The organism is Adhaeribacter terreus, assembly GCF_042657365.1.
In the GTDB taxonomy this organism is placed as follows: domain Bacteria; phylum Bacteroidota; class Bacteroidia; order Cytophagales; family Hymenobacteraceae; genus Adhaeribacter_A; species Adhaeribacter_A terreus.
In genome coordinates this window covers 158886-181002 of record NZ_JBHSKT010000006.1, presented here as the reverse complement: position 1 = coordinate 181002, position 22117 = coordinate 158886, and the positions used below count along the sequence as shown (strand labels likewise).

General features: G+C 46.2%; 16 protein-coding genes and 1 tRNA gene. 7 read left to right on the top strand and 10 right to left on the bottom strand.

Going from position 1 to position 22117, the window contains the following annotated elements; genetic code table 11:
- Positions 1-186: 186 nt before the first annotated feature.
- The 6 genes from ACFPIB_RS11615 to ACFPIB_RS11590 form a co-directional block, all read right to left on the bottom strand.
- On the bottom strand, positions 187-372 hold the full coding sequence (locus ACFPIB_RS11615) for a hypothetical protein (RefSeq protein WP_378017627.1): 186 nt from the start codon (positions 370-372) through the stop codon (positions 187-189).
- Between the two features lie 487 nt (positions 373-859).
- Entirely contained in the window at positions 860-2770 is a 1911-nt protein-coding gene (locus ACFPIB_RS11610) for a T9SS type A sorting domain-containing protein (RefSeq protein WP_378017626.1), read from the bottom strand.
- A 217-nt stretch (positions 2771-2987) separates the two neighbouring features.
- Positions 2988-7184 carry a T9SS type A sorting domain-containing protein gene (locus ACFPIB_RS11605; protein WP_378017625.1) on the bottom strand — a complete coding sequence of 1399 codons (4197 nt, stop codon included), beginning with the start codon at positions 7182-7184 and terminating at the stop codon, positions 2988-2990.
- Between the two features lie 229 nt (positions 7185-7413).
- Positions 7414-9390, bottom strand: a complete 1977-nt coding sequence (locus ACFPIB_RS11600; protein WP_378017624.1) for a T9SS type A sorting domain-containing protein — start codon at positions 9388-9390, stop codon at positions 7414-7416.
- A gap of 76 nt (positions 9391-9466) precedes the next feature.
- Positions 9467-10975 carry a T9SS type B sorting domain-containing protein gene (locus ACFPIB_RS11595; protein ID WP_378017623.1) on the bottom strand — a complete coding sequence of 503 codons (1509 nt, stop codon included), beginning with the start codon at positions 10973-10975 and terminating at the stop codon, positions 9467-9469.
- A 553-nt stretch (positions 10976-11528) separates the two neighbouring features.
- Positions 11529-13265: a hypothetical protein gene (locus ACFPIB_RS11590; protein ID WP_378017622.1), complete on the bottom strand. Its 1737-nt coding sequence runs from the start codon at positions 13263-13265 to the stop codon at positions 11529-11531.
- 176 nt (positions 13266-13441) lie between these two features.
- Here ACFPIB_RS11590 and ACFPIB_RS11585 point away from each other — a divergent pair, with 176 nt between their 5' ends.
- Positions 13442-13609, top strand: coding sequence for a hypothetical protein (locus tag ACFPIB_RS11585; RefSeq protein WP_378017621.1), 168 nt, complete (start codon positions 13442-13444; stop codon positions 13607-13609).
- 107 nt (positions 13610-13716) lie between these two features.
- Positions 13717-14001 (top strand): GNAT family N-acetyltransferase, encoded by a 285-nt coding sequence (locus ACFPIB_RS11580; protein ID WP_378017620.1) that lies wholly within the window; start codon positions 13717-13719, stop codon positions 13999-14001.
- A 157-nt stretch (positions 14002-14158) separates the two neighbouring features.
- On the opposite strand, the gene ACFPIB_RS11575 is transcribed toward ACFPIB_RS11580, so the two are convergent.
- From ACFPIB_RS11575 to ACFPIB_RS11565, 3 genes are all read right to left on the bottom strand, one after another.
- Positions 14159-14232: transfer RNA gene (locus tag ACFPIB_RS11575), tRNA-Asn, on the bottom strand.
- Positions 14233-14364: 132 nt separating this feature from the next.
- The gene (locus ACFPIB_RS11570) at positions 14365-14793 is read right to left on the bottom strand and encodes a QcrA and Rieske domain-containing protein (RefSeq protein ID WP_378017619.1); all 429 of its coding nucleotides are present in this window, start codon (positions 14791-14793) and stop codon (positions 14365-14367) included.
- The gene (locus ACFPIB_RS11565; RefSeq protein WP_378017716.1) at positions 14777-15637 is read right to left on the bottom strand and encodes a 3-hydroxyacyl-CoA dehydrogenase NAD-binding domain-containing protein; all 861 of its coding nucleotides are present in this window, start codon (positions 15635-15637) and stop codon (positions 14777-14779) included. The genes ACFPIB_RS11570 and ACFPIB_RS11565 overlap by 17 nt, the downstream gene beginning before the upstream one ends.
- Positions 15638-15959: 322 nt before the next feature.
- On the opposite strand from ACFPIB_RS11565, the gene ACFPIB_RS11560 reads away from it, so the two are divergent.
- The 3 genes from ACFPIB_RS11560 (at position 15960) to ACFPIB_RS11550 (ending at position 18250) form a co-directional block, all read left to right on the top strand.
- A complete protein-coding gene (locus tag ACFPIB_RS11560; protein WP_378017618.1) occupies positions 15960-16601 on the top strand; it encodes a histidine phosphatase family protein in 642 nt (213 codons plus the stop codon).
- A 77-nt stretch (positions 16602-16678) separates the two neighbouring features.
- On the top strand, positions 16679-17389 hold the full coding sequence (locus tag ACFPIB_RS11555) for an acetolactate decarboxylase (protein ID WP_378017617.1): 711 nt from the start codon (positions 16679-16681) through the stop codon (positions 17387-17389).
- 66 nt (positions 17390-17455) lie between these two features.
- Entirely contained in the window at positions 17456-18250 is a 795-nt protein-coding gene (locus ACFPIB_RS11550; protein WP_378017616.1) for a rhomboid family intramembrane serine protease, read from the top strand.
- A gap of 60 nt (positions 18251-18310) precedes the next feature.
- Here the strand turns inward: ACFPIB_RS11550 and ACFPIB_RS11545 are convergent, their stop codons facing one another.
- Positions 18311-19603 (bottom strand): hypothetical protein, encoded by a 1293-nt coding sequence (locus ACFPIB_RS11545; RefSeq protein ID WP_378017615.1) that lies wholly within the window; start codon positions 19601-19603, stop codon positions 18311-18313.
- A 533-nt stretch (positions 19604-20136) separates the two neighbouring features.
- On the opposite strand from ACFPIB_RS11545, the gene ACFPIB_RS11540 reads away from it, so the two are divergent.
- Complete coding sequence (locus ACFPIB_RS11540) at positions 20137-20292, top strand: hypothetical protein (protein ID WP_378017614.1); 156 nt, start codon at positions 20137-20139, stop codon at positions 20290-20292.
- A 97-nt stretch (positions 20293-20389) separates the two neighbouring features.
- The gene (locus ACFPIB_RS11535; protein ID WP_378017613.1) at positions 20390-22117 is read left to right on the top strand and encodes an ABC transporter substrate-binding protein; all 1728 of its coding nucleotides are present in this window, start codon (positions 20390-20392) and stop codon (positions 22115-22117) included.

Sequence of the window (22117 nt, the reverse complement as noted above, 5' to 3'; positions counted from 1 at the left end):
CTATGTTTTAAACACAAAAAAGTCTGCCCTGGAAATAAGGCAGACTTTTTTGTGTTGTAGCAAATTTACTTTCAAAAGCGGGTTTCATCATCAAAGCGTTCGCTTCTAATTTCTAGCCAAAAATGGTAGGGTTTTCAGTCTGAAAAGTAAAGGAAGCCTTAGTAGTTAAAACCGGCTCTAAATAAATTATGGTCTGGGTCCCCGGCCACGGATCATGCGCAATAGCCACATAATAATCAGTATCACAATCACGATCAGGATCACAGCAGTCCACATACCGGCTTTAAAAATATCGCCGATCAGCTCGCAACTCGATAAGGTAAACGTAAGCAGCACGAGAAGCGCCACAAAATAAGCTTTTAGATCTTTCATAGTTTTATCAGGTTGGTTAAATAAACAAGTCCGCGGGCAATATTACCGCCCAAATATATATTGCACGTTTACTGCTTCGGCATGAAAAGGTTGAAAAATGGGCCGCTTTGTTTTTGATTTTGTTATTCCTTTAATAAAGTAACTAGCGGCTAATGCTTTGGAAAACGTTATGCTTTTGAAGCGAAAAAGTAATAATGTTAATGCTTTGATAAACAGCTGGTAATATTGCTGCGTTGGTTTTGACTTATGCGGTAATAATTTTAAACCTGCAGCCTTTTGCGGGCACAATTATATTTAGGAATGAAATTGAAAGCTGAGGAATAAGGCAGTTTTTAGGGCTAAAACCATACCGTTTTCCCGAAAAAGTGATACTGCTAAAATGAAAAAGAGCCGGCTTAAAAAACCGGCTCTTTTTGATTCGGACAGCTGCTAAAACAGTTAAAAACTGTTCTCAACCCCTTTTCGCTTTAGCAGCTGCGTGGTACTTTTATCTGTTTATCACTATTTGTTTCTGAACGAATTTGCCTTCCAGCTGGCACTTTAAAATGTAAATGCCGGCCGGCAAATTTTGCACCGGAACAAACAGGCGCGAACCATGAACCTCGGCCCGGTAAACCTGCTGCCCCAGCGTGTTGAGTAATTCCAGGGTGGCGGTTTGCGGTTTGTTGTTTTGTCCTATGGTTACATTCAGGGTAGTCTGCGCCGGGTTCGGGAACACCGATACATTAAAAGCGGCTTTTTCTTCTTTGGTACCCAAGGCCGTCTGAATGCGGAAAGCTTCCGTAAAACCACAACCAAAATCGCCGTTGAAATAACCTTTCAGTGGGAAATTGCCACTATTGCCCTGCGATGACACAGTAAGAGAACCGGTGCCTTCGTTCTGCGCTGCCCACCACGAAAGTCCGTTGCAGCCGGTATCGGTTACTTCCAGGCGATAGCAACCAGACTGCAGTAGAATAGAGTCGTTGTAAGTTTTGTTGCTGGAAGTGCTTAAACGCGATTTTACTACATTACCGGCGGCATCGTAAATGCGCCATTTCGTTTGCGCGCCCGATGCGTTGGTGCTTAGCCTTACTACAAGATCGTTCGGCCAAACCGGCATTGGGGTAAATTCGGTTTGCATTTCGTTGTTTAGCGTGTTCAGATCTGTAGTGCCGTTTACTTTTGAAATGCGCGCTACGAATTTCGCTTTATTATTGCCCATGGTTATGAATTCGGAATTTCCCGGCAGAATAATTTCTTCGGTAGTTTCCGGCTGAATGGCAACCGTTAGTGGAAGTGTATGTAGCGTGCCACCAAGCAGGCCATAGGTTATTTCCAGGGACGTAATAACAGTGCTGCCCGTATTCTTTACCTGTATTTTAGCTTCCTCGCAGGTTGGGTTGGAGCGGAAATAGCCTTCATAATTATTCGGCGAAATAATAGCTTCCAGCGCGGCATCGGTGGTGTAATTGAAAGCGCCGTAGTAAATAATTTGTCCTTCCACGATGTAAGAAGCCTGCGAATTGGCTACGTTATAAGGCTGAAAATCTACATCTACGTTGTAATTATTGCCGGGCGTTAAGCCGAATAACGGGTGAAAATTGGCTTGTACAACATCGCCGGGGCACCAGTTGGCACGGTCATAAACCCAGGTTCCGGTCTGCGGATAAAGATTGTTCAATCCGCAGTTGTCGCGCCAGATATTTTTCTGTGCGATCATGGCGCCGTTCAGGTTTACGCGGTAATACTTGCTGCAGAATTCCGAGCAATAATCGCCGGGGTTGGAGCCGTGGCCCGTTACGTTGAATTTTAAAACCGCAGCTTGGGCGTTTGCCGGCATTGGTTTGGTGCGGGCATTCATATAGGTTTCTATTGAAGTTGGGTTGCCATAGCCAAAGCTGCCCCGCCAGAGCCGGTCTATTTTTACCACGTTGCGGGGCGGCGTGCCTTCAATGAATGCGAATTTCACGTTAGCCGTAAATCCACCCGAATAACCGCTGTAATGGATCCGGATGGTGGTATTACCTTTCAGGTATTGAGCATAATCAGTTACATCGAACTTATAGCGGTGTTGCCAGGAAAGCGGATATTGCGCAGTAGTGGTGGCATAAGGCGTTATCATGCGGCCGATCTCGAAAGTATCGGTTGGAGTTATGAGATAGATCTGAACGGTATAATCCCAGCTGCCGCAGTATTGCGGGTTGCCCGGGCAGGAATATTTACCCAGGGTAAAGGTCATGGTAATGTCGCGGTAGGTAGTGCTGGTGGTTGGGAAAACAGCCGGGGCATCGTAATCTCCGTAGTTGGCCAGCTGGGTAAGCGTATGCGATTGCACCATGGTGGTATCGCCGGGAGCAGCTTTTGCACTGCAAAGCATTAAAAAGAAAAAGAAAAAAAGTAAGTAACCGTGTTTCATACTGAATTGGGATTGAGTGTTGGTTTTGGAGCTGGCTGCAGGTTATTATTCCGTTGCTGAAGTTGTTTTCCGGTCAGGCTGCTTGCAGTATTTTATTTCCTGCGAGTTCCCGACTTTTTAGCGGTAAAAGCATAGCGTTTTGCGTTTTCAGTTTTAAAAAAGTCCCGCCGCTTTTTACAACGGGACTTTTTGAGGTGAAAAGGATAGCGTTTTAAGTTTATTCTACCACCAGTTTTCGCGTACCAGTTTTGCCTTCACTTACAATTTGTAACAGGTAAATGCCTTTGGCTGCCTGGCTCAGGTTGAGTTGCGCATGCTGGCTTTTCACGGTTTGCTGTTGCAGTACTTTGCCGGTCAGGTCGGTTACCATTAACTGATAAGGCTGGTTTTCAGGGAAAGTAAGGTTGAAAATGCCAGCCGAAGGGTTTGGATAAACGGCCAGGTTCAGACTCATTTCAGCTTCGTTCATACCGGTGTTCAGAATTGTAACCGCATTGGAAGCCGCAGAGCTGCAACCACTGGTAGTTACAATGGTAGTATAAACGCCGTTTGCCGTGGTAATGTAAGTAGCATTGGTTGCGCCGGTGATCGGGGTGCCGTCTTTATGCCATTGGTTGCCGGTTGCGCTGCTGGAAGTTAACGTAAAGCCGGAACGAGTTATGGTAGGAGTTGCAGGAAGTGCATTAACCGTTACCGTAGTAGCCGCAGAAGTAGCTTCACAACCGCCAGCAGTTGCAGTAACAGTATAAGTGCCCGGTGAATTAGCCGTGTATGTTGCAGCAGTTGCACCGGTGATCGGCGTACCATTCAGCGACCAGGAATACGTAGCACCGGTAGTTGCAGAAGCGGCCGTTAACGTAACCGAACCGCCGGTACAGAAAGTGGTGGCGCCGCCAGCTGTAATAGTTGGTACTGCCGGAGCTGCATTTACGGTTACCGTGGTTGCTGCAGAAGCAGCACTTGGGCAACCATTGGCTGTAGCTACTGCAGTATAGTTACCAGTGGTTGTTGCTGAATAAGTGGCAGATGTTGCACCCGTAATTAAAGTGCCATCTTTAAACCAGGTATAAGAAGCGCCGGTAGTGGTTGAAGCAGCTGTTAATGTAACTGAGTTGCCTGTGCAAATAGTTGTTGCACCGGCTGCAGTAATAGTTGGTACGGCAGCAACCGGATTTACGGTAACTACTGTGGCTGTTGAAGTTGCAGAACATCCTCCGGCCGTTGCAGTTACTGTAAAGCTTCCGGAAGTATTTGCGGTATAAGTAGCTGTAGTAGCCCCGGAAATTGCGTTTCCGTTCTCGAACCATTGGAAAGTAGCTCCGGTAGTGGTAGAAGCTGCCGTTAGAGTTACCGAACCGCCGGTGCAGAATGAAACCGGACCACCAGCCGTAATAGTTGGCACCGCAGGGGCAGCATTAACCGTTACCGTTGTAGCTAAAGATGCTGCGCTCGGGCAATTATTTGTAGAAGCCACTGCTGTGTAATTGCCATTGGCAGTTGCAGAATAAGTAGCCGAAGTTGCACCGGTAATGGCTACGCCGTCTTTAAACCAGGTATAAGTAGCACCAGGAGTAGTGGAAGCAGCCGTTAAAACTACTGAACCACCGGCACAGAAAGTAGTAGGTCCGCCAGCCGTAATAGTAGGAATAGCTGCTGGCGCTGAAGAAACAACTACTTTGGTAAAGCTATTGTTGTTGGAAATAGTATCGCCGTTTAAACTGGCGCTGGCTACAATGCTGTAAGAACCCGGAGCGCTTAAATTCGCTGTTACCGTGAAAGAATAAGTTGCCGTTGCGCCCGGAGCAATTGGTCCGGCTACAATTTCATTTACGGCAGTTCCTCCGTTTATAGTGTACGAAACCGGAATATTGCTTAAGTTGGCTGTTCCGAAGTTGTTTACCGTAATGGTTACTATTTCCGTGGCAGTTAAGCTGCAACCCGAATTCGGAGTTGTAATGGCTGAAACGCCCGCATCGTTAGGAGCCAGGGAAAATGCTCCTATTTCATAAGCCCCCGGATCTGGGGTAAGTGGGTTGCGGAGTGCGCCGGTAATATCGTCGGTAACGGCTGGTAAAACGGGCAAGCCAATATTATTAACCGCCGTTGCAGTAGGCAGGAAGTTGCCGGTAGCCACACTCGTGAAAAGCGGATCGGTGGCAACGCTGCTGGTATCATCGCCGCTGGCCGTTCTCCAGTCAATAATGCTTACTTTGTTTGCAGAACCCCACGAACCAATACCACTGGTGCTGGCTCCGCCGGTTACGTAAAGCACGTTGTTGTCCGACTCGATATCCGTAGCAATTGTAGCTGAAGTAACGGTAGCCAGATAAATAGCGTGTTTGGCGCCACTGGCTCCGCTTGCAATATTTACAATATTATTTTTGAAGCGGATATTATTGGCGGCAGTGGTCTGGTTAAAACCGCGCACCGTACCGGTATGAGAAGTATTGTCCAGGTTGATGGTATTATGGTAATAGTAAATACCGTTGCTGCCAACATTATGAATGCCGTAAACAGTACCGCTCGTGCCAATATTATAGATCAGGTTATTCTTTACAATGTTTTCCGAACCTGCTGGGGCATCGTTGGAATTAGAATAAATGCCATATACCGTTCCCGTTGTAGCCGCACCATGGCTGGTATGAATGCGGTTTTTGCTGATTATGCTGCCTTTGGTGCTTCCGTTTAAGTTCACCATTTCGGTAGTGCTGCTTGCAGGAGTCCGGTTAGGGCGGCTAATATCGTTTCCTTCTACCAAGGTGCCGTTCACGGTTCCAAGTTCAATACCAGAAGCATAAAAGTTTTTAATGGTGTTATTCATAATCTGGTTGTTGCCCGTGCTGGCAGCCAGACCATAGAGACCAATACCTTTATAACCGCCATCTATTGTGTTGCCGATTATAATGTTATTGTTGCCATTGTTTCCGGTGGAAGTAGTAGAAGTGGAGGAATTAGAGAATACAATACCGGCTGAATTGCCGGATAAGGTACTGGTAGGGCTAATACCGATAATGTTGTTGCTGATGGTATTGTTATCAGCGCCATTTATGAAATGAATTCCCCAGCCGTAAGTTGAAGTACCGGTTCCGGTGGCTAATATTTTGAAGTTGTTGATCGTAACGTAATCAGCGCCGTTCAGCTTAATGATATGGCGGGCCGCACTGGCCGGGTTTGCCTGAATGGTATCACCGTTACCGTTAAAAGTAATGGTATTGGTAGCGCTTACGCCGTTGATCTGCGGAATTTCGATCTGTTCGTTATAAGGGCCGGAGCCGGCTACCACGTTAAACGTTATAGGGCCGCTGATGCCACAATTATTTAAGCTGTTTATCGCATCAGTCAGGCTCAGAAAGTTAGTAGCCGATGCCGGAATACCTTTATTGATTGTGAAAGCTCCGGCCAGCGAAGTGCAGATAGTCAGTGCTTTACAATCGTCTGCTGGGTTGCCATCTGTTACGCCATTGGGGCTGGTTGTGCACGCATTAATGGTATGGCTGCCGGGCGAAAAAGTAAAGTTGCCAAGCGTTACGGCAGCTGTCTGGTTCATGGCAAGGTTGCCGGTCCAGGAATAGTTTGTTTGCGCAACGCCATCTACGGTCCAGGTAATAGTTGCTGCTGTCAGGTTGCTTGTTCCATAGTTTACCAGCGTTACTTCCACCGGTTGGCTGGTGTTCGCCTGAATTGGAGCAACCGGCGTTACATAAGCCTGGATACCAGCATCGTTTGGTGTTGGCGGCGCTTTAATTGTAATGCCCATTACATTCAGCACATTTCCGGTATTACTGAAATCGATGCTTTGTATGGGTTTTGTGATATTCGCTGTACTAATAGTCAGTTCAAACTGGTATAAACGCGGATTGCTGGCATCGTTATCTATGGTGTTGTCAGTGCGGTTTGCCCGCCCCAGAGCATTTTTTGCATAATTGGTTCCGTTATACCAGTCATTTACTGAAATGGCCGGAAAAGCCTGGGTTGTGGCATCGGAAAACGTTACGGTAATGGTTGTATTGCTCACGCCACTACCGGAGGTAGCCAGTACATAAACTTTTTCGGCCGCGGTAGCCGTTGCAAAAGTAAGTGTACCGGTTCCTGTTCCATTTATGCGCAGGGAATTGTTGGCTGTATAAGGCGCTAATTGGAATGTTAATCCGGGAGTAGCGCTAACGGCACTTGTAATAAGGCCGCCGGTCGGTAATCCGCGGGTAGTGGTTACATTGCTCGGGTTGGTATAACCTTGCGCCATAAAAGTATAGTTCACCCCATCCACATCGTTCGTAGTGGAGGCCGATACGGCGCCTGTTCCATCTGCTACCACATCGGCGTTATAGCCCGAAACGACTACCGGCGTGTACGATTGAGCTTTGATTCCCGAGCTGATTGCCAGGGCAAAAGCCATAAAAAAGAGTTTTTTCATTTGTGATCGGTGATGTTTATAATGAAAGTTTAAATAGTGATTCAAACGCGGTGTGTGCTTTGGCAAAGTGGATAAATGAATAGCCGTAAAATCTGTTTTTAACCGGAGCGGCCACTTTTTGCATGTAAAACCATAGCGTTTTGTGTAGGGTGAGAAAAAGCTCTGCCAGGGAAATGGCAGAACTTTTTCAGGGGAAGAGCAATAATAATTTTGAATGCTTTAAGCGTACTTATTCCACGATCAGCTTCCGGATAGCAGTACCGGTTTCCGTTTTAAATTGCAGCAGGTAAATGCCTTTAGCTGCGTGGCTCAGGTTTAATTGTGTGGTTTTGGAATGCAATGTTTTTTGCTGAATGAGTTTTCCTGCCAGATCTGATACCGTTATTTCCACGCTTTTCCCTTCTGGTAAGATCAGGTTGAATACACCCGTAGACGGATTCGGGAACACCGTAATTGGCAAGTTGCTTTCATCATCGGAAATGCCGGTATTAGTAATGGTTACCGCATTCGATGCATCGGAGGTACAGCCATTGGACGTAACTTTTGCGGTATAAGTACCATTGGAAGAAGCATTCAGCGTTTGGGCTGTTGCTCCCGGGATGGCTGTTCCATTTTTAAACCACTGGTTACCGGTGCTGCTGCTAGAATGAAGCAAGTTTCCGGTTTGGGTAATAGTTGGTTGCGTTGGTTTTTGCTTTACAGTTACCGTAGTGCTTAATGAGGCCGGGCTGCTGCAACCGTTCGATGTGGCAGAAGCCGAATAGCTGCCTGCGGCGGTAGCAGTATAAGTTGCTGAAGTAGCACCCGGAATTACGTTGCCATTCAGAAACCAGGTAAAAGTAGCACCCGAAATAGCAGAAACAGCTGTTAAGTTCACGGAACCGCCGGTGCAGAACGTTGTTGGTCCGCCTGCATTTACGCCCGGAGCCGGTGGCGTGGTATTCATCGTAATTACAGTAGCCGCCGATGCTGCACTGCTGCAACCGGTAAGGTCGGCAACAACGGTATAGCTGCCTGCTGCTGTTGCATTATAAGTGGCCGCCGTTGCGTTTGGAATAGCAGTACCATTGTTGAACCACTGGTAAGTAACGCCCGAAGTTGAAGAAGCTGCCGTTAATGTAACCGAACCGCCGGTACATATGGTGGTAGATCCGCTGGCGGTAATGGTTGCAACAGCAGGCGCCGCTGATAATACGATCGAACGGTTCATTGCGTCATTGGTGGGGGCAAGGTCACCGGTCAGATTTGTGCGTACTTCCAGGCTATAAGTGCCTAAAGTGCTCAGATTTGCTTTGGTAGTAAAGGAATAATTTGAAGTCGAGTTAGGGGCAATCGGGCCGGGTATTACTTCATTAACCGGCGTGCCGTTGTTGATCTTATATGAAACCGGAATATTGCTTTGCGCAGTTGTACCGTGGTTTTTCACCGTTACCGTTATCGTTTCCTGGTTGGTAAGCACGCAACCGGAATTTGGAGCTGTAATGCCAATAATGCCTGCGTCGGTAGCCAGCGTAGAAGCAACGGTACGAATAGAAACACCCATTACATTCAATACTCCAGTTGTAGAAGTTTTATTAAACGTTATGCTTTGAATGGTTTTCCCCGCATTTGCCGCCGATAAAGTAAGCAAGGTTTGATACAAACGCGGATTGATGGTAGAATTCTCGATCTGGTCGGTAGCGCGGCTAACCCGGCTTATTCCCTGAATGGCATATCCGCTGCCGCTAAACCAATCGCTGATGGAAAGGCCGGAAAAAGCCTGTGAGGTAGCATCTGTAAAATTAACCGTGGCAGTTAATGTGCTGATGCCGCTGCCCGAAGTAAGCAATAAGAACACCTGGTCGGCAGATTGGGGTGTGGCAAACGTGAGTGTGCCGGTGCCCGGGGTGCTTATGCGCAATGAATTGTTACCCGTATAAGGCGCCAATTGGTAAGTTAGGCCCGGGGTAGAAGTAACTGCGCTGGTAATAATGCCACTGTTTGGTAGTGCGCTGGAAGGAGACTGACCGGATGGATTAATAAAGTTCTGCGCAACAAAATTAAAGCTGGCGCCATCCATATCTATTGAAGTGGAAGATGCCACCGTGCCGGACCCGTTTGCCACTACATCGGCGGTGAAACCGGTGAGGGAAACAGGCGCGTACGTTTGGGAAAATCCTTTAAAACCAAGGGCAAAAGCGCAGGCCAGGAGTAAAGTTTTTTTCATGTAATAAGCGTTTATCGGGTTATAGAAAGATTGAAAAGGGATGTTCTTATTCTTGTAAAAAAGCTGTTCTGTTGTTCTATTTTATAAGCTCTACCCAGCTTTTGAAAGTGCGCTGAGCTCCGGTACAATCGGCAAAACGCACCAGGTAATAGTAAATTCCGGCTGAGTTTTCTGCTCCGGTCCAGCCTTTGGCTGCATCGGTGGTTTCCCAGATCAAAGAACCCCAGCGATTATAAACCCGCATGTTGTAACTGGTCAGGTCTGGTACTTTCACCAGCAGGCCTTCATTTTTATCATCACCATTTGCCGTTATTATATTCGGGCAAACGATTTCCGGACTTCCTGTAATTACAATTTCCGTAGTAGCTTTTTCTACACAAGGGGGCGCGGTACTATAAGTAATAACGTGTTTGCCAAGGGTAGAACTTACGAGGTCTATGATGCCGGTTTTAGGGTTTATTGCCAAGCCATCGCTTCCGGAAAAAGCGCCTCCCGCCGGAACTGCAACAGGTGCTTCGGTTAAGCCCATCTGGCAGTAAGCTTCATTTTTATAGGCTACTTCGGGCGTTAAAAGCGTTAATGTAACCGTTACCGGTGCAGATGTTCCGGTTTGTTTGGCGCAGCTTATTTTGGCCCGGTATTGTGTGGTAGTAGTTGGTGTAGCTGTAAAGGTTGCGTGAATAGCCCCATTCAGATCGTTCCAGGTATTGCCGTTATCTGTCGATTCCTGCCATTGATAAGTAAGATCGGTATCGGTAGCAGCGCCATCTAGGGAAAGGTTTATACTGGTTGGGCCGCAAATATTGGTAAGGCTGGCAACGGCTTTACCGGCAGCCGGCGGCGCAGGACAGCCAGTTCCCGCGCTTACAGCCAGTACATTAAGTGTACCATAAGCGCCGGGTTTATTTATAGTAATAGAACGGATCAGTTTCCCATAATTAGCCGGTAATAAGGCAAGCCGTTTCTGGTAAAGCGATGGGTTGGTGGTGCTGTTCTCGATAACGTTCGTATCGTAATTTACGCGGCTAACGCCTTGCAAAGCAACTACATCCAGCAAGCCAAACCAGTCCATGAAATACTGATTGGTAAATACTTGGCTGGTGCCGTCCGTAAAATTTATGGTAGCTATGAAATTGGTAGGGCCTTGTTGCGAATTTCCCGAACCACCTAGTAAAAAAATAGTACGCGCCGCCTGCGGTGTATTAAACGTAAGGGTGCCTGTGCCCACGCCGTGAATGCGCAGTGTATTATTCGCATTATAATCGGCTAATTGAAAAGTAAGGCCGAGTGTGGAACGTTCTATGCTGGTGAAAAAACCGCTGGCAGGCAGATACGTTACCGGGGCGGCACCGCTGGGGTTTCTATAGCTCTGGGTAACAAAACAATAGCGGGTAGGAGCGTTACCGCCGTCCATATCGTTCGTGGCAGATAAGTTTGCGGCGCCGGGTAAATTAGCAACAACATCGTCTGTAAACCCCGAAACAGGAACGGTATTATAAACGGTTTGCGCCTGCAAAAAATGGGCAGACACCAAGCCGGATGTAATCAATAAAAGCCTGAAGATATTAACTGAAAAGCTTCTCATTTTATGCGTTGTTTTTACAGTTGTATTAGTATGTTTCAAGCGGAGCTTGCTGCTTGTTTCGCAGCAAACCGTTCCTGAAAGATCAGTTCTTGTTCCTGCTCATGAGCCTCGAAAAACCCGTAAGGAATTACCCGAACTTCATAAAGCATTTAAAGCTGTAACATATTAAAGGTAAGCGCAAAAAAACGGCGTTTCAAAAACGTTTCAATTTGAAATATTTTGTATAAAGTGTTGATTTATAGTGTGATGTATTTGATTGAAGAAAGGCGGAGATTTTCCTGGAAAACGGTATGGTTTCAGGCTCCAAAAGTGCTTTTGTGAAAATTTTACTGAAGCTTAAGCCAGGATTTGAGTAAAATTGATTTCGTTTTGCAGAAAGTATCGGGCAGGAGTAGCTAAGTTTTTCTGGTTGGAAGTGCTAAGAGTAACCAAAGAAAAAGAAGTAATTCGGGGAAGAGAAAATTAAATAAACAGCGTGCTTTTTCAGCCGGAAAACGCTATGCTTTTCGGGTAAAAAAGTGCGTGGATGCAGTTCGGAAAACCGAGGAGAAGATCAGATAGATTTGATAAGTTGCTCCAGCGTTTTATCGTCGGTAATGCTGAGCTTTTTGCGAAGCCGGTGGCGGTACAACCTGATGGCATCCGGACGCACACCCAGCATAGATGCCATTTCTTTAGAGGTGAGGTTCAGTTTGCTCAGTACAATGTAGCGGGTATCGGCCGGGCTTAATACAGGAAGTTTTTCGCGCAGCCGCAGTAAATAGCCGCCGTGCACCTTGTCAAAAACGTGGCGGAATTCTTCCCACTGGTCATCGGTAAGAATGGTGGCCTGCAATAATTTATCGCGGGCTTCCTTGCTGGCTTCCAATTCAGGTGCATCGGCCAAATGTTTATGCTTTTCAATTTCCGCCGAAAACTGTTCAATAAGTTTGTTCTTTTCCCGGATATGGTTCGTGAAATCGCTCAGTTGCCGGGTAGCCATTTCCAGCTCCGATTCTATCACTTCCTTTTCGCTTTGCAGTTTTTGTTCTTTCTGGCGGTGTAAAATGCGCTGCCGGTTAATAATAAGTGCAGCAATGATCAGGAGTAAAAAAATGCCCATTATCAGGCTGTTGCGCAGCGTAGCCTGTAACGCATCTTCGGCTTCGAGGCGCTGCATTTCCGCGCGGTGTTTTTCCAGTTCAATTTTCCGTTCCGCCATGGTAGTCATCATGCTGCTGCGGCGGGCGTGTAGGCTGTCTTTTACAAAATGCGCCGAATCGGCATAAAGATAAGCCCGCCCCGAATCTCCTTTGGTGGCAGAAAGGCTGGCCAGAAGCGGATATAATTCTCGTAAATGTTTGTAAAGATCGGTGGTTTCGGGCAGCATTTTTTTTACCTGCCTGATCTGCGCCTGGGTTTCCGGAAGGTTATTTTTTTGCAGGCTTATCTTACTTAAAATGATCAGCGAAGTTACAGCGTTATCGAATTCATGGGCTTTTATACTTTCCCGCACGTCTATTTTAAGCAACGGAATAGCCTCATCGTACTTCTTCTGCAGGTAAAAATTAATGCCGATGTTGCCGGCCGCAATCCCCATCCAGGTGCTGTCGTTCAGTTTTTCAGCCATCCGGTAGGTTTTCCAAAGGTAAAACGCAGCCGAATCGAATTTGTGTTCTTCGCGGTAGATCAGCCCCAAGGTATTGGTAAGGTGAATGGGCAGGCGCTTTTTATAAGAAGGTGCGGTCTGAAAAGCTTCGGTCAGGAATTTGCGGGCATTAATATTATCGCCGAACTTGTAATAAGCCGTGCCAATGTTTGCGATCATTTCCTGCTTGTCCGGCAATTCTTTTTCCGGCATGTTTTTCATGAACTGGTACGATTGCAGGTAATTTTCGAAGCCGAGCCCATATTTATGTTGCGCCGAAAAATAAAAATAAGCCAGTTTTTGCCGGGTTCTGATCTGAAGATACCGGATATTTTTCTGGTCGGCCAAAGCCCGCAGCGCCAGCATCCGGGTTTCGAACAAGCGGTGATTGATCAGTTTGCCGAACAGATAATATTCGCAGCGCAGCATTTGGGATTCCAGCTGTAATTCCTCGTCGTCGGCCTGCAAAGCTGTTTCCTGCAGTTTCTCCAGTTCCCAGAAAAGGTAAACCGAATCGCGGCCCAGATATCTGCTGTTGTAAAAGGCTTTTTCTAATGCCAGGTAGCGCTGCGCGTAGGTTTTATGCACCAAATGCTGATATTGCGCCTGGCTGGCAAACCCCGAAAGCAATAAAAAAACAAATAAAAAGATGCGGGCCACCATTTAACGTAAGTGTCTAATCTTCTCAAAGTTAACAAATGCTCTCAGATTACAAACAGCCGCCGGCTTTACAATGAGTGAAAGCCCGTTTTTTGCATGTGAATGGTAGTGTTCGGTTTAAGTGGTAAAGATAGTTCGTAGCGAAAGGCTCAGGATAAAAGCTGAAAAACGGTATCCTTTTGGTCCTCAAAAGTCAGGTGTTGCACGTAAAGGAACAGGCTGAAAAAAGCCTGAATTTGCCGGATGGGTCTGCTAAAATGCAGTTATGTGGCATTAATTTGGTTTCATCTGGCTTTCAGCAGGAAGAATGCTTCTCCGGTCGTACTTTATTCGCGTTGGGCTGGTAATGGATTGAATGAAACACTTATGCTGGTTCTGGTTTATAGCCGAAATAACACCTTTGCCGTAGGAAATACCGAAGCACATGGAGCTACCTCATAAAAATTACCTGGCTATGGAAATTAAAGATAATCCAGATAAAAATCGTTTTGAGACCACGCAGGACGGCCTGACCGCTTTTATTGAATATAAGCTGCAGCCCGGCGTCATAACCGTGTTGCACACCGAAGTGCCTAAGGAACTGGAAGGCCGGGGTATAGCCAGTGCAATGACCCGGTATGCGCTGGTAAGTATTGCGGCCAGAAATCTGGCATTAGTGCCTCTGTGCCCGTATATGAGAGGTTATTTGAAAAAGCACCCAGAGTACCAATACTTGATTCGCTCCAATATACGCCTGTAAATGATCGCTGGCCGGGTTTATCGTGTGGTATCAAGTTAACCTTTCATGAATTTCCCAGATTGCCCGCCCGGTTGCCAATTATAGATTTGTGATTGACATTTAAGAGTACTGTAAAAACAAAAAGCCACTCAGATTTCTCTAAGTGGCTTTTCTTTTGCTCCCCCTCTTGGGCTCGAACCAAGGACCCCATGATTAACAGTCATGTGCTCTAACCGACTGAGCTAAGGAGGAATTTTTTCTTCAGTTTCGCTGCTGCGTTGCTGAATTATGATGCAATATTACAGGGTTTTTAAATGCTGCGCAAGTGCTGGTAGTAATTTTTTTTTAAGTTTTTTGTAAAATGCTGAAAGCCAAAGGAAAAATTTAATTCGAAATGATCAGCGTATTGCCTGAAAGGGCCGTTTGGTACTGTTTCAGCGGAAAACGCGCCGGACCGGAAATTACTGCGCCTTCAAAATCGAACTGCGAACCACAACATTTGTCTTTCATGAACAACCGCGAATCATCTACTTTTACTACGGCGCAGGTATCGGTAGGCTGGTACGTGCAGGTTTGCTCGAAAGCTAGATAACGGTTTGCATTCTGCCGGATCACAATAATACCCCGCGCGCCGGCATTCAGATAAACAAACCCTCTATCTAGTTTCAGGTCTTTATATTGAATATTGGTCAGGTTCAGTTGCTGGTTCACGTACACATCCCGAATGTATGGCCGCTGCTCGTCTTTGTCATCGGAGCAAGCGGCCAGAAACGGTAGGGTAAAGAGTAAAAAAAGTCTAAGCCGTGTAATCATAAAATCCTTTGCCGGTTTTTCTGCCATGGTGACCGGCTTCCACTTTCTGCTGTTGTATACGGTTCGGGCGGAACTTCGGGTCGTAATGAAACGCTTCGAACATGGATGAAGTAACTGAGAAGTTCGTATCCACGCCAATCAGGTCCATAAGCTGGAAAGGTCCCATTTTAAAGCCGCTGCTCTGCACCAGTTTGTCTATAGTTTCCAGGTCGGCTACTTTTTCTTCCAGAATTTTCAGGCCTTCTACGTAAAAATGACGCGCTACCCGGTTTACAATAAAGCCCGGCGCATCGGCCGCGTGTACCGCAACTTTACCGAGTTTTTCGGCCAGTTTATATACCGTTTCGGCCACTTCCGGCGCCGTAGCTACCCCCGAAATCACTTCCACCAGCTTCATAATGTGGGCTGGGTTAAAAAAGTGCATGCCTACCACGCGCGCCGGGTTTTGAATTTTAGCCGCAATGCGCGTGATCGGAATAGACGAGGTATTAGATGCCAGAATCGTTTCGGAACTGTTTATCATGGCAAGTTCCTGGAAAATGCTGTGTTTTACTTCCAAACGTTCTACTACCGCTTCTATTATAATGTCGGCGTGCACATCGTTCATGCTGCCGGTAAAAAGCAAACGCGCAATAGCTTCCTGTTTCCCGGTTTCAGAAAGTTTGCCGCGTTCTACGGCTTTCTGCAGATTGCTTTCGGTGGTCTGGCGGGCTTTCTCTAAAACCGGCGCGTTAATATCGAATAAAATGGTCTGGTAACCGGCCTGCGCGCAAATTTGGGCAATGCCTTGACCCATGGTGCCGGCGCCAACCACCCCAATGGTTTTAATGTTTTCGAAAGCGATCATAGCAAAAAATGGTATGGTTTAGAAGCAAAAAACTAATTATGGCGGTAAAAATAAAGATAATTTGGGGATTTGAAGTTTTGAAAATGAGAGAATGGTTGAATGAGAGAATTAGGGAATGAGTGATTGAATGGACGAATGACAGGATCTGAAATTTCATGGTCACTTACCTGATAATGCATAGTCTTTACTTTTTCGCGCCCAAACCCTACCATTTTCACAATAAACCTTATTCTCTCATTCAATCACTCATTCCCTAATTCCCTCATTCAACTAATAAATGGCTTTTGCGTTGAAAAACGGAGGAACAACGTTGCGATCAATGAATTCACCGGAAGGTTTACGGCATATTTTTCTGGTGCGGCACTACGAGCCCGATGTGGAGCGCAGTGGCTTTTTTAATTGTGAAGAAGCCTCCCGGTTTATTTCCGATTACGATGCAGCCAACCTGGTGAAAACCGCTTTTACCCGCCCTGCCGGCCTGCCCGAAAAATTACCAAAAGTATATTGCAGTGCTTTGCCGCGTGCGAAACAAACTGCCCGGCTGCTTTACGGCGAGACAACGGAATTGGTAGAAAATGCCGATTTCAACGAGTTTCAGCGCAAAATATTCCAGTTGCCGTTGTTTAAATTTCCAATAGAAGTGTGGCTGGCCGCAGCGCGTTTTTCCTGGATGTTAGGGCTGAACAGTCGCGGCATCGAAAGTTTCCGGAAAGCCCGGCAGCGTGCCATGTGTTGTGCCGAAACGTTGGCCCGCTATGCCGAAACGGAAGAAGAAGTAGTGTTGGTGGCGCACGGTTTTCTGAATGCGTTTATCCGGCAGGCACTAAAAAAACTGGGCTGGCGCATTGTGCGGCACGATGGTAATTCTTATCTGGGTGTAACGCAACTGGTGAAGCCGCATAGTTTGCAGGTACCCGAAAATATTGCCGCCATTATGGCCGAAAAATCTGTTAAGCGCTGAAATTTTCCGGAAACACAACCCTGTTCGAACTTTTTGAGTTTCGGGAGAAGAATTGAATACCGCCGTCCACTTTTTTTATGAAATATCTCTTTTATCTGAGTTTAATTTTAACGGTTTGTGCCTGCAGTAGCCGCGAGCCTACGGCTTTTCCGGTGGTAAAATATGCGGGCGCCATGCGCAACGTAACCGAAAATAACGATACCACCAATCATATTTTTTTAGATACCATCAATCCGCACAGGCGTTTGTATGGTTTGGGGCCGCTGCAAGGCATGACCGGGGAAATCATGGTCATCGACGGCCGTCCGTACGCTTCTAAAATAAATTCGAAAGGGCTGAACCGTATCCGGCAGACGTTCGATGTGGGCTCGCCGTATTTTGTGTACACGCACGTAAAAGCCTGGGATCCGGCCGAGCTGCCCGAAGACAGCATTCTGGATAACCGGAAATTGGGTATGTATCTCGAAAAGCTGGCTAAAGAAAAAGGCATTGATGTAGAAAAACCGTTCCCTTTTATGCTGCGCGGCGATTTTCGGAAAATGGTTTATCATATTTCGTACATGCCTAAAAAGAAAAAGAAGCGCACGCCGCCCAAATCTTTTACTGTAGAAAATGCAGATGTGATCATAATCGGATTTTTCTCGAAGCACCACCAGGGAATTTTTACCGAACCGGGCTCTAACGTAGTAATGAGTTTCATGACAACTTCGGCCTCGCATATCGGACAAATTGACCAACTTACGCTCAAAGGAAAAAGGGTACAATTACTGCTACCGGAATTTCCGTGATCCGTTTTGCGGCAGGGAGTTTTCGGGCCCGAAACGGTAGCGTTTTCACCCTAAAAACCATTGCCTGTGACTGCAGCTTTTTCTCGCTTTATACATGATCCGGTGCAGGAAGACGGAAATCGTTTGCGCCGCAGTTTCTTACCAGGGCTGCTTTTTGCGGGTTTAATGTGGCTGGTTTTTGTTCCGGCATTTTTCCTCGATCTGGATCTGGGGCATTACGGCTTGTATCCGCGTCGTAGCTTTGGCTTGCTGGGTATTTTAACCGCTCCGCTTTTACACGCCGATTGGGCGCATTTACTTTCCAATACTTTCCCGTTAATGCTCCTGGCGGCCATGGTTTTTTACATGTTTCCGCGCAATTCCGGCTGGATCATGCTGTTGCTTTACCTGGCTTCCGGAAGTCTGGCCTGGCTGATGGCGCGACCCGGTTATCACATAGGAGCCAGCGGTGTGGTTTATGCATTAGCCAGTTTTATCTTTTTTGGCGGTATGTTTCGCCGCGACCGCAATGCCGTTATGTTTTCGGTGGTTATTTTCTTTCTTTACGGTGGCCTGCTTTACGGTATTTTCCCTTCCGAAGGCCGCGTTTCCTGGGAGTCGCATCTGGCGGGGGGTATTGCCGGTTTGTTTTTAGCTTTTTTCTTCCGCCATACCGAATTACCGCCACCGGAACCAAAACCACAAATTCGCACCGAATACGAATTTCCTGAAACCATAACCAACCCGCCGGCTATAAATGCTTCTTTTACCGGCCAGCCGCAACTGGTAATTCGCTATACTTTTGTTCCGAAAAAGTCTGAGGAAGCACCAACGGAACAACCTGATACAAAACCTGAAATGCCCGGCGAAAGATCAGGTTAATGAAAAGCAAAACGCTATACTTTTCAGCTTAAAAAGTATAGCGTTTTGCATGAAGTCTGCTTATTTGTTTTCCTGAAGGATCCGGAGAATTTGTTCCCAAAGCGCTTCGTAAGGGATGATCTCGATCTCCGCATAGGCATCACCGGGGGCGGGAGTGTCTGCTAATTTGTCCGCCAAAGCCCGGCCTTTCCGGCGCACCCTCGTTGGGTCCAGGTCTTCTTTTACCACCAGCATCAGTAATTTGAAAAAATACTGGGTCCGGAGGCTGAACGTGTCTTTTAAATGGCGCCCCGAATATTTTTTCAGACTTTCTATCCGGTATAAAAGCGCTTCCACTTCCTTCGATTTCAGGTAATGCAGGTATTGCAGGATCAGGATCGCCACGTTAAAGCCCTGTTTATCTTTGCTGTATTCCGGCACTGCCATTATAAAAGACTGGTAACTGAATTGTCGCTTCGAATGGCCATCCGGGAAAATAAAGTACAGATAAGCGCGGTAAAGTTGCCAGCGTTCCTGGGCTGCGCGGGTAATTTTCTGAATGAACAGGTTGTTGTAAACTTCCTCTATCAGTTTGGTGGCTTCGTTGTAATTGCCCGCGTGCATGGCCAGCAGGAAATAGTTTTCCATAAACGCGAACCAGTTATTGGAAGAGCGGTTAAAGCTATCTACAGCTTTGGCGGCAAAGGCCAGACCTTGCGTAAACTGCTTGTCGCGGAGGTGGGCGTAAACGTTAATGTATTTGTTGTACCGGTCGTCGAAGCGTTTAGGGTTTATCTTTTTGTTTTGAAGCATGCGCTCCGCTTCCGAAGTTATTTTTACAATATCGGTGAAGTTATTGGTGAGTTCCTGGTACCAGATATTGGTTTTGTAATAGGCTTCGAACAAGCCAAAAGACTTATATTTCCCCCAAAGTTCTTTTAAATACTGAATATTGTCGAGCAGTGTAGGCAGGTATTTTTTCTTTGCACTTACCGACCGGTTTATTTCCAGTTTGGCCGTGTTGTAAATGCTTTCTGCTTCCAGTTCTTTCTGCAATAATTCCTGATGGCCCGGAATAAGCTTCACTAAAGCCTTAAACCGGACGGCATTGCCGGTTTGAGAATAAATAAACTGAAGTAACTGTATAGAGTTAAGTACAGAAGCAGTAAGTTCGCTATCCAGGGCTAGCTTAAGCGATTTGCGGAGTAATTTTTCCGATATTTGGTATTCGCCTTCTCTTATTAAAATATGGGCTTCGTAAATCAGGTTAAGGCATTCCTGTTCGTGCCGGTACGAGATCTTTAAAAAAGGATCATTGAAATTCAGGAAATGCAGGTGGTTAAGCAGTTTCCGGCGCAGGCGGGCTCTTGTCATGCGCAGTTCTGCTGAGTCTGGTTTTTTCTTTTTATTTTTAGGAATAGTTATTTCCCCTTGTTGGTAGGCCCGGAAAAGCGAAAGCTCTTTGCCTGGTTTTTTCTCAGTAAAGTTTAGTAAAGGCGCGTTTTTTTGATGCCTTTTTGTTACAATTTGCACCAATTTTTCCAGTTCTTTCATTTTGGCAGGCGCGTAAGTGATTGATTTACAATATGTATTGTAAATTTTGGAACGCAGAGAAGATTAAAATAGGGTGTTGCTTTTAAGGGTGTTTTTTCCTTTTATACGCTCTTTATTTATTCTTCCTTTGTAAAAGGGATTTCAGGCTTATTTGTTACAAATAAGCAAATTTTTGTTCAAACGAAAAAATAAAATCGCTTTAATTTTGAAGTAATAGCGTGATTTGATGGTGGGAAATTAGTTTGGTGCAATAGCGTAGCGTAAAAATTATTGTTACATTTAAGGGCATTGTTTCCTTTTATGCGGCTCTTTATTGGCTCACCTTTGCATAAACAATTAAACAACTCCAAGCCATGATCGAACTATTAATCGCCGCCCTTATTCAAGTAGGTACTTTAACTACAACTCCAACTGAAACCGCACAGGCAACTGCTACTTCAACTACTACAACTACAACCACAACTACAGGTGGCGACGGTGGTACTGGTTCATGGGATGATAGCAACTAAGCTATTGTAAACTCCATACCTTTTTGTCAATTCTAAGACTTACGGGAAATTTTTTCTTACTTTGTTTCTGTGTCCTGATTATAGGTTGCTGAAGCGCATGAAGAAAATTAGTATTTACCTGTTTGTTCTAGTACTGATCATAGCGGGCTGCCGGCGTCCGCAACCAGCCGGCAACGAAGTGCGCATCCGTGTGGAGCAAGATCCGGAAAACCTGAACCCGGTGAGCTATCTCAGCAAAAATGCCGCGCAAATGATAAACCTGCTTTACCAGAGTTTGCTAACCGTAGACCTGGCCGATGGAAAACTGAAGCCTTTGCTGGCGGAAAGTATGCCAACGGTAGTGAAGCAGGATAGTGTTTCGTTTTTTACGTACCGTATTCGTCCGGAAGCAACCTGGGATAATGGTGCACCGGTAACGGCCTCCGATGTGGTTTTTTCGCTGAAAGTGATCAAATGCCCATTGGTAAATAACGAAAAGATCCGTCCTGATTTTGAATTCATTCAGGATATTCGGACAGATGCTGCCGACCCGAAAAAGTTTACGATAGTTTGTAAAGGCTTTACGCCCGAACACCTGCTAATGAGCGGCGAACGCTTTTTTGTAATGCCGGAATATATAGGCGACCCAAAGGGTTTACTGAAGCAATTTACTTTGCCGCAGCTTCAGAATAATTTCGATGCGTTAACGCAGGATCCGCAGATCGCGCAATTTGCGGAGCATTTCAATAGTGCTGATTTTACCCGAAACCCCGAAAAATTGCAGGGCAGCGCCGGTTATCAACTGGAAAACTGGACTACCGGTCAGCAAATACAGTTTAAGCGTAAGCCCGATTGGTGGGGAAATAAAACGCCGCAAACAATTGGTCATCTCACGGCTAATCCTGAAAAAATAACCTTCCGCATTGTGCCCGATAATGCTGCAGCTTTGGTGGCTTTGAAAAACGGACAACTGGATGTGTGGCAAAATGTGCCGGCAACGGTTTTTCAGCAACTTCGCCAGGATAAAACCCAGTCCGAAAAATTTCAATTCTTTACGCCGCAAACGTATTCCTTCGTTTATCTGGGCCTGAACGGGCAATCAGAAAAATTCAGCGATCCACGCACCCGTCGCGCCATTGCGCATTTATTAGATCTGGATGCTATTATCAAAACCACGCAGCAAAACCTGGCGGTAAAAACCGTTGGCCCGATCAGTCCTGCCGATAAACGCTTTTACAATTCCCAAATTCAGCCTTACACATATAATGTAACCCGCGCCACCGAATTGCTTTTACTGGCCGGCTGGCAAAAAAACGGTAGTGTTTGGCAACGAAAAACTAACGGCGAAATCATGCAGCTGAAACTGAATATCGGTTACAACGCCAGCAATTCTGAATACGAAAACATTGCACTTATTTTTCAGCAGGCAGCCGCAAAAGCCGGTATTCCGGTAACGTTACAACCGCTCGAGAATGGCGTGCTTTCCAAAGATCTGAAAACAGGGAACTTCGATTGTTTTATTCGTTCCTTAACCGGAAATCCGTTCGTATTCAACTTTAAGCCCATTTTGCATTCCGAAAGCGTAGGGCCTGATGGTCTGAATTATACTGGTTTTAGTACGCCGGAAAGTGACAGATTAATTGAAGCGTTGTACGCTAGTAATTCCGAAGCCGAAAAAGCGAAAATGCTGAAACGTTTGCAGGAAATTCTGCACGAGGAAAGTAATCTGATCTTTCTGTTTTTTCAGCAGGACCGCATTGTGGTAAACAAACGTTTCGGCAACCTGAAAATTTCGGGCATAAAACCGGGTTACGATGTAAGCGCCTTTACTTTGCAGGTAGATTAA

Coding starts and splice junctions, on each gene's coding strand:
- ACFPIB_RS11615 (WP_378017627.1), bottom strand. CDS start 372: ATGAAAGATCTAAAAGCTTATTTTGTGGCGCTTCTCGTGCTGCTTACG.
- ACFPIB_RS11610 (WP_378017626.1), bottom strand. CDS start 2,770: ATGAAACACGGTTACTTACTTTTTTTCTTTTTCTTTTTAATGCTTTGC.
- ACFPIB_RS11605 (WP_378017625.1), bottom strand. CDS start 7,184: ATGAAAAAACTCTTTTTTATGGCTTTTGCCCTGGCAATCAGCTCGGGA.
- ACFPIB_RS11600 (WP_378017624.1), bottom strand. CDS start 9,390: ATGAAAAAAACTTTACTCCTGGCCTGCGCTTTTGCCCTTGGTTTTAAA.
- ACFPIB_RS11595 (WP_378017623.1), bottom strand. CDS start 10,975: ATGAGAAGCTTTTCAGTTAATATCTTCAGGCTTTTATTGATTACATCC.
- ACFPIB_RS11590 (WP_378017622.1), bottom strand. CDS start 13,265: ATGGTGGCCCGCATCTTTTTATTTGTTTTTTTATTGCTTTCGGGGTTT.
- ACFPIB_RS11580 (WP_378017620.1), top strand. CDS start 13,717: ATGGAAATTAAAGATAATCCAGATAAAAATCGTTTTGAGACCACGCAG.
- ACFPIB_RS11570 (WP_378017619.1), bottom strand. CDS start 14,793: ATGATTACACGGCTTAGACTTTTTTTACTCTTTACCCTACCGTTTCTG.
- ACFPIB_RS11560 (WP_378017618.1), top strand. CDS start 15,960: ATGAATTCACCGGAAGGTTTACGGCATATTTTTCTGGTGCGGCACTAC.
- ACFPIB_RS11555 (WP_378017617.1), top strand. CDS start 16,679: ATGAAATATCTCTTTTATCTGAGTTTAATTTTAACGGTTTGTGCCTGC.
- ACFPIB_RS11545 (WP_378017615.1), bottom strand. CDS start 19,603: ATGACAAGAGCCCGCCTGCGCCGGAAACTGCTTAACCACCTGCATTTC.
- ACFPIB_RS11540 (WP_378017614.1), top strand. CDS start 20,137: ATGATCGAACTATTAATCGCCGCCCTTATTCAAGTAGGTACTTTAACT.
- ACFPIB_RS11535 (WP_378017613.1), top strand. CDS start 20,390: ATGAAGAAAATTAGTATTTACCTGTTTGTTCTAGTACTGATCATAGCG.